General features: G+C 56.9%; 17 protein-coding genes. 8 read left to right on the forward strand and 9 right to left on the reverse strand.

Annotated elements, in window-relative coordinates:
* Positions 1-14: 14 nt before the first annotated feature.
* Positions 15-980: a PTS mannose transporter subunit IIAB gene (manX, locus tag AC1VYI_RS10665; protein WP_023312200.1), complete on the reverse strand. Its 966-nt coding sequence runs from the start codon at positions 978-980 to the stop codon at positions 15-17.
* Between the two features lie 317 nt (positions 981-1297).
* Here manX and AC1VYI_RS10670 point away from each other — a divergent pair, with 317 nt between their 5' ends.
* Both AC1VYI_RS10670 and yoaE read left to right on the forward strand, forming a co-directional pair.
* Positions 1298-1456, forward strand: coding sequence for a protein YoaL (locus tag AC1VYI_RS10670; RefSeq protein WP_371287257.1), 159 nt, complete (start codon positions 1298-1300; stop codon positions 1454-1456).
* Positions 1444-3003, forward strand: a complete 1560-nt coding sequence (yoaE, locus tag AC1VYI_RS10675) for a CNNM family cation transport protein YoaE (RefSeq protein WP_045404368.1) — start codon at positions 1444-1446, stop codon at positions 3001-3003. Before AC1VYI_RS10670 ends, yoaE begins: the two co-directional genes overlap by 13 nt.
* Before the next feature lie 6 nt (positions 3004-3009).
* Here the strand turns inward: yoaE and AC1VYI_RS10680 are convergent, their stop codons facing one another.
* The 4 genes from AC1VYI_RS10680 to pabB all read right to left on the reverse strand — a co-directional run bounded on the left by AC1VYI_RS10680 (position 3010) and on the right by pabB (position 8198).
* On the reverse strand, positions 3010-4608 hold the full coding sequence (locus AC1VYI_RS10680) for an EAL domain-containing protein (RefSeq protein WP_196349797.1): 1599 nt from the start codon (positions 4606-4608) through the stop codon (positions 3010-3012).
* A 130-nt stretch (positions 4609-4738) separates the two neighbouring features.
* Entirely contained in the window at positions 4739-6103 is a 1365-nt protein-coding gene (gene sdaA, locus AC1VYI_RS10685) for an L-serine ammonia-lyase (protein WP_023312197.1), read from the reverse strand.
* 184 nt (positions 6104-6287) lie between these two features.
* Positions 6288-6866 (reverse strand): CoA pyrophosphatase, encoded by a 579-nt coding sequence (locus AC1VYI_RS10690; protein ID WP_023312196.1) that lies wholly within the window; start codon positions 6864-6866, stop codon positions 6288-6290.
* A 6-nt stretch (positions 6867-6872) separates the two neighbouring features.
* Positions 6873-8198, reverse strand: a complete 1326-nt coding sequence (gene pabB, locus AC1VYI_RS10695) for an aminodeoxychorismate synthase component 1 (RefSeq protein ID WP_134866073.1) — start codon at positions 8196-8198, stop codon at positions 6873-6875.
* 61 nt (positions 8199-8259) lie between these two features.
* Here pabB and AC1VYI_RS10700 point away from each other — a divergent pair, with 61 nt between their 5' ends.
* Positions 8260-8451: a YoaH family protein gene (locus AC1VYI_RS10700; RefSeq protein WP_033145823.1), complete on the forward strand. Its 192-nt coding sequence runs from the start codon at positions 8260-8262 to the stop codon at positions 8449-8451.
* A 6-nt stretch (positions 8452-8457) separates the two neighbouring features.
* Here AC1VYI_RS10700 and AC1VYI_RS10705 read toward each other — a convergent pair whose 3' ends face one another.
* Positions 8458-8802, reverse strand: coding sequence for a RidA family protein (locus tag AC1VYI_RS10705; RefSeq protein ID WP_023312193.1), 345 nt, complete (start codon positions 8800-8802; stop codon positions 8458-8460).
* 133 nt (positions 8803-8935) lie between these two features.
* On the opposite strand from AC1VYI_RS10705, the gene yoaA reads away from it, so the two are divergent.
* The 5 genes from yoaA (at position 8936) to rnd (ending at position 15315) form a co-directional block, all read left to right on the forward strand.
* Positions 8936-10846: a DNA repair helicase YoaA gene (gene yoaA / locus AC1VYI_RS10710; RefSeq protein ID WP_039263631.1), complete on the forward strand. Its 1911-nt coding sequence runs from the start codon at positions 8936-8938 to the stop codon at positions 10844-10846.
* Between the two features lie 66 nt (positions 10847-10912).
* Positions 10913-11608 carry a tRNA (adenosine(37)-N6)-threonylcarbamoyltransferase complex dimerization subunit type 1 TsaB gene (gene tsaB / locus AC1VYI_RS10715; RefSeq protein WP_134866074.1) on the forward strand — a complete coding sequence of 232 codons (696 nt, stop codon included), beginning with the start codon at positions 10913-10915 and terminating at the stop codon, positions 11606-11608.
* Between the two features lie 37 nt (positions 11609-11645).
* Positions 11646-12227 carry a Slp family lipoprotein gene (locus AC1VYI_RS10720; RefSeq protein ID WP_032658483.1) on the forward strand — a complete coding sequence of 194 codons (582 nt, stop codon included), beginning with the start codon at positions 11646-11648 and terminating at the stop codon, positions 12225-12227.
* Positions 12228-12430: 203 nt separating this feature from the next.
* Entirely contained in the window at positions 12431-14116 is a 1686-nt protein-coding gene (fadD, locus tag AC1VYI_RS10725; protein ID WP_023312189.1) for a long-chain-fatty-acid--CoA ligase FadD, read from the forward strand.
* 71 nt (positions 14117-14187) lie between these two features.
* Positions 14188-15315, forward strand: coding sequence for a ribonuclease D (gene rnd / locus AC1VYI_RS10730; RefSeq protein WP_134866075.1), 1128 nt, complete (start codon positions 14188-14190; stop codon positions 15313-15315).
* 75 nt (positions 15316-15390) lie between these two features.
* Here rnd and minE read toward each other — a convergent pair whose 3' ends face one another.
* Genes minE through minC form a run of 3 tightly spaced genes read right to left on the reverse strand, consistent with a single transcriptional unit; the run spans position 15391 to position 17207 of the window.
* Positions 15391-15660 (reverse strand): cell division topological specificity factor MinE, encoded by a 270-nt coding sequence (minE, locus tag AC1VYI_RS10735; protein WP_008500504.1) that lies wholly within the window; start codon positions 15658-15660, stop codon positions 15391-15393.
* 3 nt (positions 15661-15663) lie between these two features.
* On the reverse strand, positions 15664-16476 hold the full coding sequence (gene minD / locus AC1VYI_RS10740) for a septum site-determining protein MinD (RefSeq protein ID WP_023312187.1): 813 nt from the start codon (positions 16474-16476) through the stop codon (positions 15664-15666).
* A gap of 23 nt (positions 16477-16499) precedes the next feature.
* Entirely contained in the window at positions 16500-17207 is a 708-nt protein-coding gene (gene minC, locus AC1VYI_RS10745; RefSeq protein ID WP_023312186.1) for a septum site-determining protein MinC, read from the reverse strand.
* Between the last annotated feature and the right edge of the window lie 119 nt (positions 17208-17326).

Consider the following 17326-nt stretch of genomic DNA (forward strand, 5'->3'; position numbering starts at 1 on the left):
GAACCGGCGCGGGCTTATTTCCCAACTTTGCCGATCAAATCCATCATTTTCAGTTTTTGATCCGTAGAAACCTTACGGGCTTCCAGTTCAATACCGCGCGCATTCAGCTTGTTGAATGCCTCGATATCTTTCGCATCGACTGAAATGGCGTTGTTGACCTGCGTTTTGCCCTGACGGAATGCCATACCACCGATGTTCACGGAGGTGATTTTCACGCCGCCTTCAACAATGCGCTCAACGTCTGTCGGGTTAGTGAACAGGAGCATTACGCGTTCACCCGCATATTTCGGGTTGTTGTAAACGCGGATCATCTTGGCGACATCCACGACGTGCGCGGTAACGCCAGGAGGAGCAACCTGAGTCAGAAGGGTTTTACGTACGGTATCGGCGGCAACTTCATCGCTGACCACGATAATGCGTCGAACGTTGGTCTCTTTGGTCCAGCGCGTCGCGACCTGGCCGTGGATTAAGCGGTCATCAATACGCGCCAGGCCGATGACCATGTAATCGTTCGGGCCCATCGGTTTTGTCGGTGCTGCCGCTTTTGGTGCCGCTGCAGGCGCAGGGGCAGGTTTTTCAACCGGCTGTGCCTTCAGGGCTTTTACCCCTTCGCGACCGGTTTCAACGGCCAGCGCCACCAGCTCATCAAACGCCGGATTGTCGTCGCGCGCCATGAAGGTTTCCACCAGCATGGGAATATTAACCCCGGCGACAACTTCATAGTGCTCTTTATCGACGACAATGCGGCTGGCGGCATTGAATGGGCTGCCGCCCCATGTATCAACGAGAAACAGCACGCCTTTGCTGGTATCCAGCTTCGCGAGTTGAGCGTTGTACTTCTCTATCAGCGTCTCGGCGTTTTCACCGGGAACGAAATCGATCCAGCCGACGTTTTCCTGCTCGCCCAACAGCATCTCTGCCGTTTTGAGTAGCTGCTCAGCAGCCCAACCATGTGTGCCTATGACAATAGCAATGGTCACTTGCTACCTCCTTTTATTATCATTAATACGCCTGCCAGGCAGCCGTACTGAGAATCGTATTGGCGAACCGAATCGATTCAGATAAGGGTTAGAGTTCAAAAAAACTAAGACTTCCGCGAATTATTTTAGATAGTGAAAAAATAATTTATGTGATGAAGATCCGTAATTTAGCCACGCGTGACAGATTTATCTGTAGCGTAAAGCCGCTGTGTTACAGAACTTTGCAAAGGAACGTAAATCTTTGCTAAAAACACATTGTCTCTGATATGTTTAGCCTCCGTTTAATCGTTCAGGAGTATAGGGCTACAGCCCACTATATGGACCGTCACCGACGTCAGTCATCTGCCAGGCCATTTCGCGCCATATTCACCGGCGATCCTCGCCACGTATCGACTCTGTTTGCCTCAGTTTTGCCCACGTTGAGTGGGGCACCGTTTCGTCATTCCTTTAGCAGGAGCTTGTCATGGAATTCTTAATGGACCCGTCAATCTGGGTGGGATTGCTCACGCTGGTGGTGCTGGAGATTGTTCTCGGCATTGATAACCTGGTGTTTATCGCCATCCTTGCGGACAAACTGCCGCCAAAACAGCGTGATAAAGCGCGTCTGATTGGTCTCTCGCTGGCGCTGGTTATGCGACTGGGACTGCTTTCCGTCATCTCCTGGATGGTCACGCTGACCAAACCGCTATTCTCCATCATGGACTACACCTTCTCCGGGCGTGATTTAATCATGTTGATCGGGGGGATATTCCTGCTTTTCAAAGCGACGACGGAGCTACACGAGCGGCTGGAAAACCGTCAGCACGATGACGGGCACGGTAAAGGCTATGCCAGCTTCTGGGTGGTGGTGCTGCAGATCGTGGTGCTTGATGCGGTCTTCTCGCTGGATGCGGTGATCACGGCGGTCGGCATGGTGAATCATCTGCCGGTAATGATGGCGGCTGTCGTTATTGCGATGGCGGTCATGCTGCTGGCCTCGAAGCCGCTGACGCGCTTCGTTAACCAGCATCCAACGGTGGTCGTGCTGTGTCTGAGCTTCCTGCTGATGATTGGTCTGAGCCTGGTGGCGGAAGGTTTTGGCTTCCATATTCCGAAAGGCTACCTGTACGCCGCGATTGGCTTCTCGATTCTGATCGAGCTGTTCAACCAGATTGCGCGCCGTAACTTTATTAAGCAGCAGTCGAATCAGCCGCTGCGCGCCCGTACCGCAGACGCGATTCTGCGCCTGATGGGCGGTCGTCGTCAGGTGAACGTCCAGTCTGATTCCGAAAACCATAACCCGGTTCCGGTCCCGGAAGGGGCGTTTGTGGAACAAGAGCGCTACATGATTAACGGCGTGCTATCCCTGGCCTCCCGTTCGCTGCGCGGCATCATGACGCCGCGCGGGGAGATCAGCTGGGTCGATGCAAACCTGAGCGTCGATGAAATTCGCCAGCAGCTGCTCTCTTCTCCGCACAGCCTGTTCCCGGTGTGCCGCGGTGAGCTGGATGAGATCATCGGCGTGGTGCGGGCGAAAGAGATGCTGGTGGCCCTGGAAGAGGGCGTCAATGTGGAAGCCGTTGCTGCGGCGTCGCCTGCGATTGTCGTGCCGGAAACGCTGGATCCGATCAACCTGCTCGGGGTGTTGCGCCGCGCGCGCGGTAGCTTTGTTATCGTCACCAACGAGTTTGGCGTGGTGCAGGGGCTGGTCACGCCGCTGGACGTGCTGGAAGCGATTGCCGGTGAATTCCCGGATGCCGACGAAACGCCAGAGATCGTTGCCGACGGTGAAGGCTGGCTGGTTAAAGGTACCACCGACCTGCACGCGCTCTCGCACACGCTGGGCCTGGAAAACGTCATCAACGATGAAGAAGACATCGCGACCGTTGCCGGTCTGGTTATCGCGGTTAATGGGCAAATCCCGCGCGTCGGAGATGTTATCGAGCTGGCACCGCTGCACATTACGATCGTTGAAGCCAACGACTATCGCGTTGATATGGTTCGCATTGTTAAAGAACAATCAGCCCACGACGAAGATGAGTAAGCCGGCTTAGCGCAGCGGCATTAAGGGCACGATGTGCCCGTTATGATGCGCTGGCGGGGGCGCGCCTCCCGCCAGCCACTTCGGAAAATCCCGTAGCGGCATGGGCCGCGCATAGAAAAACCCCTGCAGGACAGGTACGCCATGGCGGCGCAAATAGCGCGCCTGCTCCTCCGTCTCGACCCCTTCAGCCACCAGTTCAATATTCAGCCGCTGTCCCAGCGCAATAATCATATCCGTCACCGTCGAGTTCACGGCGTCGGTGCCGATGGCGGTGGTAAACGACTGGTCGATTTTCAGCACGTCCGGGTGAAGCTTTTCAAGCCAGGAGAGGGAGCTGTTCCCGGTACCAAAATCGTCGATGGCCAGCTTCACCCCTTTGCGATGCAGTTCGCGCACGATGCGATAATCCGCATCCAGCAGCGCATCCCGTTCCGTGAGTTCAATCACCAGCTGCTGGCGCGGACAGGCGCTGAACCAGAGGCGGTTCAGGTCCTGTATCAACACCGCGTGACGGAAATGGCTGGCGGCGACGTTAATAGCGATGTGAAAACCGGCGCTGGAAGGGAAGTAGCCTATCTGGCGCACCGTTTCGGCGATGACGTAGCGGGTCAGGGGGACAATCTGGTTATGTTCTTCTGCCAGGGGGATAAACACCTCCGGGGTGATCCAACCCTGACGGGGGTTATTCCAGCGCAGCAGGATCTCCACGCCGGTGCACGCCTGGGTACGGGCATTCACCAGCGGCTGGCAGAAAAGCTCAAATTCCCGCGCCGCAATGCCCATATCGATCTCCCACGTAAAGCTCATCCGGTTTGCCGTTGCCAGCCAGGCGAGATAGCCCAGCAGCAGGCTGAGCATGAGTCCCAGCGGCAGCTGGGCTGGCAGGCTTTTTAAGGCTAATTCTCCAGGCCCTGGCCCGCTGACCGTAATGGTGAAAGGGTTTCGGGTTGACGATTGCCGGAAAAGAGAGCCCTCCTCATCAAACGTCAGGCTGTCGCTGACGCGTTGTCCATAGCGCAGAAAGCGATCGCCTACGGTTAGCGCCACGTCATTAATAAGCGGGCGCTGGGGCTCAAGGATCATTTTGGCAATCAGATCGATATTGATGATTTCGATAACGCCAGCTTCACCGTCCTGAGAGACGGGATACCACTGGATCAATATCGGGCTACCCTTAAGCAGCCACTGGTCGCTCGATAAAATCAGCTTCGCCGTGCTGGCGGGTAATTCTTTCAGGAAGTCGCGAACGGGCACATTGCGGCTCCCGAAAATACTCGAGCAGTACAGGATTCCGTCGTTAATCAGGGCGATGGAGCGTACCGTCTGCAAAATGGCGGCCTGCTTTCGCAGCGCCAGGTGCGCCTGCGGGCAGGGCTGCCCCACCAGGGGCTGCAGCACGCTGCGGCGGTTCTCTAAAGAAAGCAGGACGTTATCAAGGGCGCGAACGGTGTGGCTTGTAAAATCGAGGATCCGCTGTTGGTTAACATTGCGCTGTGAAATAAAGCGAATGCCTAACGTCAGGATGAGCGTGAGGAGCGCAACCGTCACACAGACGATAGCGCGTTTTCGGCGATAGTTTTTAATGATCGTTTGTGCAGTTTGCATGAACGGTCGCCTGATAAGCCACCAGCCACAAAAGCCGGACGCAACAGTAAAAGTGTAGTGGGGAAAGCAGAAGGAGACGAGAAAGAAGAGGGAAATTCGCCCATCCGTTGCAGATGGGCGAAAGGCAGTATTAGTCGCACTGCACCTTAATGGCCAGGCCACCGCGGGACGTCTCGCGGTATTTCGCGTTCATGTCCTTTCCGGTTTCGTACATGGTTTCAATCACCTTATCCAGCGATACGCGAGGTTCGCTGGTACGGCGCATCGCCATCCGTGAGGCGTTGATGGCTTTCACCGAGGCAATCGCGTTACGCTCGATGCACGGCACCTGAACCTGGCCCGCGACCGGGTCACAGGTCAGACCGAGGTTATGTTCCATACCGATTTCCGCCGCCACGCAGACCTGCTCAGGGCTTGCGCCCAGCAGCTCTGCCAGACCGGCCGCCGCCATGGAGCAGGCAACGCCCACTTCACCCTGACAGCCCACCTCCGCACCGGAGATGGAGGCGTTCATTTTGTACAGCGCACCAATGGCACCTGCCGCCAGGAAATAGCGGATATAGATGTCCGGCGTCACGGGCTCAATAAAGTGATCGTAGTAGGCCAGTACTGCCGGAACGATACCGCACGCACCGTTGGTTGGCGCCGTCACGACGCGGCCACCGGCGGCGTTCTCTTCGTTAACCGCCAGGGCAAACATGTTTACCCAGTCGACCACGTTCATCGGGTCGTTGGAGAACTTGTCCGTGGTCACCAGCATACGGCGCAGGGCAGAGGCACGACGCGGTACGCGCAGTGGACCCGGCAGAACGCCTTCGGTGTTCATCCCGCGGTCGATACAGGCGCGCATGGTTTGCCAGACGTTCGCAAAATAGTCTTCAATCTCTTTTTTGCTGTGCAGGGCCAGTTCGTTCTGCATCACCATGCCGGACAGTGAAAGACCGGTCTCTTTGCAGTAGCCCAGCATCTCGGTAGCCGATTTGAACGGGTACGGTACGCTGACGTCGCCGACGCTGTCTTTGCCAAAATGCTCTTCATCCACGATGAAGCCACCGCCGATGGAGTAGTACGTTTTGCTGTAAATCTCTTTTTCACCGCTGTAAGCGTGAATGGTCATGCCGTTTTCGTGCAGCGGCAGGTTGTCGCTGCGAAAACGCATGCCGTCATCCTGCGGGAAATCGACTTCCTGCTGGCCGTTTGCCAGCAGCAGGCGGCCGCGTGTTTCCACGTCGCGGATGAATGCCGGGATGGCATCAATATCAACGGTATCCGGCATATTGCCTGCCAGACCCATAATAATGGCGATATCGGTGTGGTGGCCTTTACCCGTTAATGACAGCGAGCCGTAAACATCCACGGCGACACGGGTAACGCTTTCCAGTAATCCTTTTTCGACCAGATCATCGACGAACTGTTTACCGGCCTTCATCGGGCCAACAGTATGGGAAGACGAAGGGCCAATTCCCACTTTGAACATGTCGAATATACTAATCACTTTCACACTCCTGACAGGGTTACCGGGGTTCCAGTAACGATGTTATAACTGCGCATAGTGTAAGAGGGAACACCGACCTCGGCTTAACTATTCACATGAATTAAACTAATGGTTAACGATGGGTTTTGCTAATAGCGCGACGCGGATCGCAAACCTGCGAAAAAGGGTGGAATGTAAAGTATAGTCAAGGTTTCAGGCCGATCTGCAGCGCCAGTTCACGAATGATGCCCGCCGTCATGCCCCAGACAAAATAATGCTGATACCAGGACAACCAGACCCGATGGTCATGCCCGCGACGATGGATATCCAGCGGATGATAACGGCTTAGCCGAAGCGCCTCTTCGAGCGGCATTTCAAACACCGCGGACACTTCATCGACGCTGGCGTGATACTGCAGGCCAGGCGGGATAATGCCCACCACCGGCGTGACCTGAAAACCGGTGACGCTGTCGACGGGCGGCAGCACGCCGATGACCTCCACAGCCTCCGGCGGAATGGCAACCTCTTCCTGCGCTTCCCGCAGCGCGGCGGCAATCAGCGAGGCGTCGGAGCTGTCAACTGCGCCACCCGGAAAGGCGACCTGACCCGCGTGCTTACGTAAATGGGGAGAACGCTGGGTGAGCAGCAGGCCCGGCTGCGCGCGACGCACGACCGGGATCAGCACGGCCGCCTGACGCTGGTTCAGCGCTTCGCGGTTGACCTGCGGTCGTAATAGCTGAAAGCGAGATAAAAAATCGTCCAGCGTCAGGTTCTCTTTTTCCACCCGTGATTACTCCAGTTGTTTCAGGATACGGTTAACTTTATCAAAGGTTTCCTGATATTCCGCATCGACCTGGCTATCGGCAACAATGCCGCCCCCGGCCGAACAGTAAAGATTTCCGTCGCAGGCCGTCAGCGTGCGAATGGTAATGCTGGTATCCATGGTGCCGCACAGGCTGATATAGCCGATGCTGCCGCACCAGGCGTTGCGGCGGTGCGGCTCCAGCTCATCAATGATCTCCATTGCCCGCACTTTCGGCGCGCCGGTGATGGAGCCGCCCGGAAACGCGGCGCGGAGCAGATCGCAGGCGGTGCGAGAGGCGGGTAGACGCGCGGTAATGGTACTGACCAGATGATGCACCGCCGGGAAAGGCTCGACGACAAACAGTTCCGGCACGCGCACGCTGCCCGGTTCGGCGACGCGGCCAATGTCGTTACGCATCAGATCGACAATCATCAGGTTCTCGGCGCGGTCTTTCGGAGAGGCGGCGAGTTTTTCCGCCTGCTGGCGATCGGCGTCGGGATCGGCAAGACGCGGCAGAGTGCCTTTAATCGGACGGGTTTGAATCGTGCCCTCGGCCAGATGAATAAAGCGCTCGGGTGACAGGCTGAGGATGGCCCCCTGTTCCAGACGGACAAACGCGCTGAACGGCGCCTTGTTGCTGGCGTTAAGACGGGTAAACGCCTGCCACTCATCTCCACGGTATGTCGCCTGGAAGCGCTGGGCGAGGTTAACCTGATAGCAGTCACCGCTTTGCAGATACGCCTGAACGCGCGCGAATTTTTCGGCGTACTCCGCTGCGCTCATATTTGAGCGCCAGCCTGAGGTCAACGTAAACGTCTGTGCCGGTGCAGGCTGTTGCGCCTCAAGCCACGCCAGACGCGCCTGCACGTCATGATGGCTCAACAGGGAAACCGTTTTTTTCTGGTGATCGACTATTAACGCCCAGTCATACAGCCCCACGGCCATGTCGGGCAGGGGAATATCAGCCTGCGCATGCTCCGGCAGCGTTTCGAAACGGCGACCCAGATCGTAACCAAACAGGCCCAGCGCGCCCCCCTGAAAAGGGAGGTCCGGGTTCGGCGCGGCAGATAAGCCCAGCGCGTTAATGGCGTGCTGAAGCTGTACCAGCGGATCGTCCGTTAACGACAGGTCATCGGTTGTCAGCGTCTTTAGCGGATCGGCCACCAGAATGTCGAAGCGGCTATAGGGATGGTCCGCATGGCCGGAATGCAGCAGCATCGCAAACGGAAGATGGCTCAGGCGGGCAAACCAGAATTCAGCGGCGTCTGCACGCCAGGGCAAGGTAATAACAGTGGGGAAGCGCATGTTCATGTGTGGCATACTACCGGGCAGCGTGAAATAATTAGCGCGAATAATTTAGCAGGAGTTGACGATGTTTGCAGGTTTACCTTCTCTGAGCCATGAACAGCAGCAGAAAGCGGTTGAGCGAATTCAGGAACTGATGTCCCAGGGGATGAGCAGCGGACAGGCGATTACCGTTGTCGCAGAGGAGATTCGCGCCAGTCATTCCGGCGAGCGGATCGTGGCGCGTTTCGAAGATGAAGATGAAGATCCAGAAGAGTAATCGGGCCTACACCGCCGCGATAATCTTAATCTCTACCTTATATTCCGGCTTCATCAGCGTGGCCTGTACGGTACAGCGTACAGGCGCGTGACCCGCCACTACCCATGCATCCCAGGCTTTGTTCATCGCCGCGAAATCCTCTTTGTTTGCCAGGAAAATCGTTGCATCCAGAATGCGGGATTTGTCGCTGCCCTGTTTTTCCAGCACCGCGTCAATCTGCGCCAGGGTGTTAGCCGTCTGCTCGAACGCATCCGCGTCCAGGTTAGCCGGTACGCCGGTGTAGTAGAGCGTCTGATTATGGATCACCACATCAGACCAGCGGGCTTCGGCATCAATGCGCACAATTGTCATAAACGTTTCCTCGTTATTTTTCGTCGTCAGGCGGCAAGACTGCCATATTGTTCTCCTGTCGTCACTATTTGGGGTGGCACAGGAGAGGATGGGCTGACATAATCCCTGTGCAAAAATACAGTGAGAGAGCACCGTGGCAGACGATTTTTCCCCTGAAGGTCAATTAGCGCAGGCTATTCCCGGCTTCAAGCCCCGTGAGCCTCAGCGCCAGATGGCGCACGCCGTTGCACGCGCCATCGATAAGGCTCAGCCGCTGGTGGTCGAAGCCGGAACCGGCACGGGTAAAACGTATGCTTACCTTGCTCCGGCGCTGCGCGCGAAGAAGAAGGTGATTATTTCCACCGGTTCGAAGGCGCTGCAGGATCAGCTCTACAGCCGCGATTTGCCCACGGTGGCGAAAGCGCTGAAATATAAGGGGCGTCTGGCCCTGCTGAAGGGGCGCTCTAACTATCTCTGCCTGGAACGTCTTGAGCAGCAGGCGCTGGCGGGCGGCGACCTGCCGGTGCAAACCCTCAGCGACGTTATTATCCTTCGCGCCTGGGCGAACCAGACCGAAGAGGGTGATATCAGCACCTGCGCGAGCGTGCCGGAAGACTCGCCTGCCTGGCCGCTGGTGACCAGCACCAACGACAACTGCCTCGGCAGCGACTGCCCGCTGTATAAAGACTGCTTTGTGGTGAAAGCGCGCAAAACGGCGATGGACGCGGATGTGGTGGTGGTGAACCACCATCTGTTCCTCGCGGATATGGTCGTCAAGGACAGCGGTTTCGGCGAGCTGATCCCGGAGGCGGACGTGATGATCTTCGACGAAGCCCATCAGCTTCCGGACATCGCCAGCCAGTACTTCGGCCAGTCGCTTTCCAGCCGCCAGCTGCAGGATCTGGCGAAAGATTTCACCATCGCTTACCGGACCGAACTCAAAGATACCCAGCAGCTGCAGAAGTGCGCTGACCGTCTGGCGCAAAGCGCGCAGGATTTCCGCTTACAGCTCGGCGAGCCGGGCTATCGCGGTAACCTGCGCGAGCTTCTGGCGGACAAAAACATCCAGCGCGCGCTGCTGCTGCTCGATGATGCCCTCGAACTCTGCTACGACGTGGCAAAACTGTCCCTCGGTCGCTCCGCGCTGCTGGATGCGGCCTTCGAACGCGCCACGCTCTATCGCGGGCGGCTCAAACGGCTGAAAGAGATTAACCAGCCGGGGTTCAGCTACTGGTATGAGTGCACTTCGCGGCACTTCACGCTGGCGCTCACGCCGCTGACGGTGGCGGATAAATTTAAAGAGGTGATGGCGCAAAAACCGGGAAGCTGGATCTTCACCTCGGCAACCCTGTCGGTGAATGACGATCTGCATCACTTCACGGAACGTCTCGGCATTGAGGATGCAGAATCGCTGCTCCTGCCGAGCCCGTTCGATTACGAAAAACAGGCGCTGCTCTGCGTTCCCCGTAATCTGCCGCTGCCGAACCAGCCGGGTGCGGCGCGCCATCTGGCCGCGATGTTAAAACCGATGATCGAGGCCAACAACGGCCGCTGCTTTATGCTCTGCACCTCTCACGCCATGATGCGCGATCTCGCCGAGCAGTTCCGCGCCACCATGACGCTGCCGGTGCTGCTGCAGGGAGAAACCAGCAAAGGCCAGCTGTTACAGCAGTTTGTCAGCGCCGGAAATGCCCTGCTGGTAGCAACCAGCAGCTTCTGGGAAGGGGTGGACGTGCGGGGAGATACGCTCTCGCTGGTGATCATTGATAAGCTGCCGTTTACCTCTCCGGACGATCCGCTGCTGAAGGCGCGCATGGAAGACTGCCGTCTGCGCGGGGGCGATCCGTTTGACGAGGTACAGCTCCCGGACGCGGTGATAACCCTCAAGCAGGGGGTAGGGCGATTAATCCGCGACGTCACCGATCGCGGCGTGCTGGTCATTTGCGATAACCGGCTGGTGATGCGCCCTTACGGGGCGACCTTCCTTGCCAGCCTGCCGCCCGCGCCGCGGACGCGGGACATAAAACGCGCGGTGCGCTTCCTGGCAAACCCAACGGCGGAGTAATTTACCCCGGAGTATGCTAAGATGCGCGCCATTTTGTGACTGACCCTTGCGAGAGCGCGACGACTGATGCGAATTCTGGCTATTGATACCGCGACAGAGGCTTGCTCTGTCGCTCTGTTGAACGACGGTGCTGTTTCTGCTCATTTCGAAGAGTGCCCACGGGAACACACCCAACGCATTCTGCCCCTGGTAAAAGCCATTTTAACCCAGGGCAACACCTCCTTAACCGACCTCGATGCGCTGGCCTTTGGCCGCGGCCCCGGCAGCTTTACGGGCGTACGTATCGGGATCGGCATTGCGCAGGGGCTGGCGCTGGGCGCCGAACTGCCGATGATCGGCGTCTCTACCCTTGCCACGATGGCGCAGGGCGCATGGCGCATGACCGGTGCAACGCGCGTGCTGACCGCGATTGATGCCCGCATGGGCGAAGTTTACTGGGCCGAATACACCCGCGACGAGCAGGGCGTGTGGTACGGCGAAGAGACGGAAGCCGTGCTCAAGCCGGAAGCGGTCACTGAACGACTGCAGCAGCTCTCCGGTGAGTGGGCAACCGTCGGCACCGGCTGGCAGGCGTGGCCTGACATGGCAAACGACACCGGGGTGACGCTGGTGGACGGCAACATGCTGCTGCCGGCTGCGGAAGATATGCTTCCGATTGCCTGTCAGCTGCTCGCAGCAGGAAAAACCGTTGCCGTTGAACACGCGGAGCCGGTTTATTTGCGAAACACCGTCGCGTGGAAGAAACTTCCGGGCCGCGAGTGAATCTCAGTAACAGGAACTGAGAAAAAGGAGTCGCATCATGGCGGTTCAGACTAAAGTAGTACGCCTTATTATGGCAGGCGCGGTTGCCATAGCACTGAGCGGATGCGTTTCCGTTCCTGATGCGATTAAGGGCAGCAGCCCGACGCCACAGCAGGATCTGGTGCGAGTGATGAATGCGCCTGAGCTTTACGTCGGCCAGGAAGCGCGCTTTGGCGGTAAGGTCATCGACGTACAAAACCAGCAGGGGAAAACCCGTCTGGAGATCGCGACCGTTCCGCTGGACAGCGGCGCGCGGCCGGTACTGGGTGAGGCCTCCCGCGGGCGTATCTATGCGGACGTCAGCGGTTTCCTCGATCCGGTCGATTTTCGCGGGCAGCTGGTGACCGTCGTCGGGCCGATTACCGGCGCCGTGCAGGGCAAAATCGGCAGCACGCCGTATAAATTTATGACCATGCAGGTCAACGGGTATAAACGCTGGCGGCTGGCACAGCAGGTGATCATGCCGCCTCAGCCGATGGATCCGTGGATGTGGGGTCCACATCCTTATCGTTACGGCTACCCGGGCTGGGGCTGGTATAACCCGGGCCCTGCACAGGTTCAGACGATCGTTACTGAGTAACTTACTGTTATTGTTAGAAAAGAGACAGCGGCTCAGCCGCTGTCTCTGTTTTTTTACGGATAAAACGAAAAAAAAGAGTGACGCGCTTCGCAACCTTAAATGTGAACAATTAATAAACTGGTACGCTGAGTTAATATAATGTTAACAAACTGTTTATTATCGGGGTTGTGATGACGACGAACACTCATTTCAGAGGTGATGCATTGAAGAAGGTTTGGCTTAACCGTTATCCCGCAGATGTTCCTGCTGAGATCAATCCTGACCGTTATCAATCCCTGGTGGAATTATTTGAGCACTCGGTAAGGCGCTACGCGGACCAGCCCGCATTCGTGAATATGGGCGAGGTCATGACGTTCCGTAAGCTTGAGGAGCGTAGCCGCGCGTTTGCGGCGTATCTGCAGGAAGGGCTGGGGCTGCAAAAAGGGGACCGCGTCGCGCTGATGATGCCGAACCTGCTGCAATACCCGGTGGCGCTGTTCGGTATCCTGCGAGCCGGGATGATTGTCGTCAACGTCAACCCCCTGTACACCCCGCGCGAGCTGGAGCATCAGCTGAACGACAGCGGCGCGGCCGCGATTGTCATTGTGTCCAACTTCGCCCATACGCTGGAAAAAGTGGTCGACAAAACCCAGGTTAAACACGTCATCCTGACGCGCATGGGGGATCAGCTCTCCACCGCCAAAGGCACGCTGGTTAACTTTGTCGTCAAATACGTCAAGCGCCTGGTGCCAAAATACCACCTGCCGGACGCCATCTCCTTCCGCCGCGCGCTGCATGCGGGCTACCGTATGCAGTATGTTAAACCCGAAGTGGTCGCGGAAGATCTTGCGTTTCTGCAATACACGGGCGGGACTACCGGCGTCGCCAAAGGGGCCATGCTTACCCACCGCAATATGCTGGCAAACCTTGAACAGGTGAACGCCACCTACGGGCCGCTGCTGCATCCGGGCAAAGAGGTGGTGATCACCGCGCTTCCGCTGTATCACATCTTTGCGCTGACCATGAACTGCCTGCTGTTTATTGAACTGGGTGGTCAGAACATCCTCATCACCAACCCGCGCGATATCCCGGGCCTGGTGAAAGAGCTGGCGAAATATCCGTTCACCGCCATGACCGGGGTTAATACCCTGTTTAACGCGCTGCTTAATAACAAAGAGTTCCAGCAGCTGGATTTCTCCACGCTGCACCTCTCTGCGGGCGGCGGCATGCCGGTTCAGCAGGCGGTCGCCGAGCGCTGGGTGAAGCTCACCGGCCAGTATTTGCTGGAAGGCTATGGGCTGACGGAATGTGCTCCGCTGGTCAGCGTGAACCCACACGATATCGACTATCACAGTGGAAGCATTGGTCTGCCGGTTCCTTCGACAGAGGCCAAACTGGTCGATGATAACGATAACGAAGTCGCGCCGGGCGAGCCGGGTGAGCTTTGCGTCAGAGGTCCGCAGGTGATGCTGGGTTACTGGCAGCGTCCCGATGCGACCGACGAAATCATCAAAGACGGCTGGCTGCACACCGGTGATATTGCGGTAATGGATGACGAGGGCTTCCTGCGCATCGTCGATCGCAAGAAAGACATGATCCTGGTCTCCGGCTTCAACGTCTATCCGAATGAGATCGAAGACGTGGTTATGCAGCACAGCGGCGTACTTGAAGTGGCGGCTGTCGGCGTCCCTTCCGGCAGCAGCGGTGAAGCGGTGAAGATATTTGTGGTCAAAAAAGATCCTTCCCTGACGGAGGAAGCGCTGGTAACGTTTTGTCGTCGTCAGCTGACGGGCTATAAAGTGCCGAAGCTGGTGGAATTCCGCGACGAGCTGCCAAAATCCAACGTCGGGAAGATATTACGACGAGAATTACGTGACGAAGCCCGTGGCAAAGTAGACAATAAGGCCTGAGCTTCACGCTAATCGCCCAGACGCCGGTTAAGCCGGCGTTTTTTATGGGCGCAAACAAAAGAGAACCCGTTTTGAATTACCAGATGATCACGACCAACGACGAGCTGGCTTCGCTGTGCGAAGTGACGCGCGACTTTCCTGCCATTGCCCTGGATACCGAGTTTGTTCGTACCCGGACCTATTATCCGCAGCTGGGTTTGATTCAGATGTACGACGGTAAACACGTGTCGCTGATTGACCCTCTCGGCATTACCGACTGGACGCCGATGCGTGACCTGCTGCTCGATACCGCCGTGACGAAATACCTGCACGCAGGCAGTGAAGATCTGGAAGTCTTTCTGAACACCTTTGGCATCATGCCCCAGCCGCTGATTGATACGCAGATCCTCGCGGCGTTCAGCGGTCGACCGCTCTCATGGGGCTTTGCCGCCATGGTGGAGGAGTATACGGGTCTGACGCTGGATAAAAGCGAATCCCGTACCGACTGGCTGGCGCGCCCCCTTACCGAGCGTCAGCTGGAATACGCGGCGGCAGACGTGTTTTACCTGCTGCCGATTGCCGGACAGCTGATGAAAGAGGCAGAAGCCTCCGGCTGGCTCGCTGCTGCGCTGGACGAATGCCGTATGACCCAGCAGCGTCGTCAGGAAGTGGTTGACCCGAAAGAGGCCTGGCGCGATATCAGCAACGCCTGGCAGCTGCGTACGCGTCAGCTGGCATGCCTGCAGCTGCTGGCAGACTGGCGCTTGCGTAAAGCGCGCGAGCGCGATCTGGCCGTTAACTTTGTGGTTCGCGAAGAGCATCTCTGGGCAGTCGCGCGCTATATGCCGGGCAGCCTGGGCGAGCTGGACAGTATTGGCCTTTCGGGCAGCGAGATCCGCTTCCACGGTAAAACCCTGCTGGCGCTGGTCGCCAAAGCGCAGGAGCTGCCGGAAGATGCGCTGCCGGAACCGCTGCTGAACCTGATGGACATGCCGGGCTATCGCAAAGCGTTTAAGGATATCAAAGCGTTGGTGCAGGCAGTTGCAACGGAAAGCAAGCTGAGTGCGGAACTGCTCGCCTCACGTCGTCAGATTAACCAGCTGCTGAACTGGCACTGGAAGCTGAAGCCGCAGAGTGGCGTGCCGGAGATGATGGCGGGATGGCGCGGGGAATTGATGGCCGATCGCCTGAATACGCTGCTGGAAGGTTATCCGCGATAAAAAAATATGCCGGGCGATATACCCGGCATATTTCCCCGGTGGCGCTGCGCTTACCGGGGCGACGAAAACACAAACCTACGGACGCGACTCTTCCGCTTCCGGGAGCGTAACGTTCAGCTCCAGAATCGAAATATCCCCGTCTTTTTGTTCCAGCTGCACCGTGACCATCTCCGGGTCAATCTGCACATACTTACAGATCACTTCCAGGATGTCCTTGCGCAGCTGCGGCAGGTAGTGAGGCTCGGCGTCGCTACGGCGACGCTCCGCAACGATAATTTGCAGACGTTCTTTTGCGATGTTGGCGGTGTTCTTTTTCCGCGAGAGAAAAAAGTCCAGTAATGCCATAACTTATCCTCCGAACAGGCGTTTGAGGAAACCTTTCTTCTCTTCTTCAATGAAGCGGAAAGGACGTTCTTCTCCCAGCAGACGGTCAACGGTATCGGCGTAAGCTTTACCTGCATCTGCCATTGTATCAAGGATCACTGGCTCGCCCTGGTTAGAGGCGCGTAACACGGACTGATCTTCCGGGATAACGCCCACCAGCTTAATGCGCAGGATCTCCAGCACGTCTTCCATGCTCAGCATGTCACCTTTGTTCACGCGGCCCGGATTGTAGCGGGTGAGCAGCAGGTGTTCTTTAATCGGGTCTTCGCCATTTTCCGCACGACGGGATTTAGAGGCGAGGATGCCCAGAATGCGGTCTGAGTCACGCACGGATGAAACTTCAGGGTTGGTGGTGATGATCGCTTCATCCGCGAAGTAGAGCGCCATCAGGGCACCTGTTTCGATGCCGGCAGGGGAGTCGCAGACAATGAAGTCGAAATCCATTTTTTTCAGATCGTCGAGCACCTTTTCCACGCCTTCACGGGTCAGGGCGTCTTTGTCACGCGTCTGAGAAGCCGGGAGAATGTAGAGGTTCTCGGTGCGCTTGTCTTTGATCATCGCCTGGTTAAGCGTGGCATCGCCCTGAATGACGTTCACGAAGTCATACACGACGCGACGCTCACATCCCATGATGAGGTCGAGGTTACGCAGACCGATATCGAAGTCGATAACGATGGTTTTCTTTCCCTTCTGGGCCAAACCAGTAGCGATGGCCGCGCTGGAGGTGGTCTTGCCAACGCCTCCTTTACCCGAAGTAACAACAATAATGCGTGCCATAGAAATTCCTTGTTAAAAAGGGATCAATTCAACGGTTGAACGGTCAACGCGTCGTCTGCCAGAAGCAGGCGAGCCGCTTTGCCATAAAATTCGGCTGGGATCTTGTCGCTCAGCCAATATTCACCTGCGATGGACACCAGTTCCGCCGTCAGGTGAGTACAAAATATTTGCGCATCTCGATCGCCACTTGCACCGGCGAGCGCACGTCCACGCATCATACCGTATACGTGAATATTGCCATCTGCAATCAGCTCAGCGCCAGCACTGACGTGGCTTGTAACAATCAGATCACAGTTTGGTGCATAAATGCGCTGACCGGAACGAACCGGCACATCAATCATTCGCGTTTTTGTGACGGTAGTAACGTTTTGCACCGCAGGAGGGGGCGTTTGCACGGCAACGGGTGCCGCACGCGAGGCTTTTTCTTTGCCCTCATTCAGAAGAGGCAGCCCCGCACGCTCAATTTCCGCTTTCAGCTCAGTATCTTTGCAGCCGCTGATGCCCACGATACGCAGTCCGGTCGAGGAGACGGCCTGCTGGAGAAGTTTCCAGTTAACCGGAGCCTCAAGACCGCTGACGTTGATAACAACAGGGGCGTGCTTCAGAAAGGCGGGAGCCTGGGCGATTTTGTCTTCTAACGCCTGACGAATAACCTCGGGTTTTGCATCATGCAAATGTACCACTGATAAGGTGAAGCTACTGCCTTTAAGCTCGATGGGCGTGTTTGACATCCTGGCCTTACTCAATTTGCTATTAACCGCAACCACTCGCTGCGATATTCCGAAGAGTATCAGGCATGTTATAGTCAGGAGTATATTGAGGCAAGCAACCACCCATTAATTCAGAGTAA

The sequence above is a fragment of the Enterobacter sp. QK-SA4 genome (assembly GCF_056856775.1).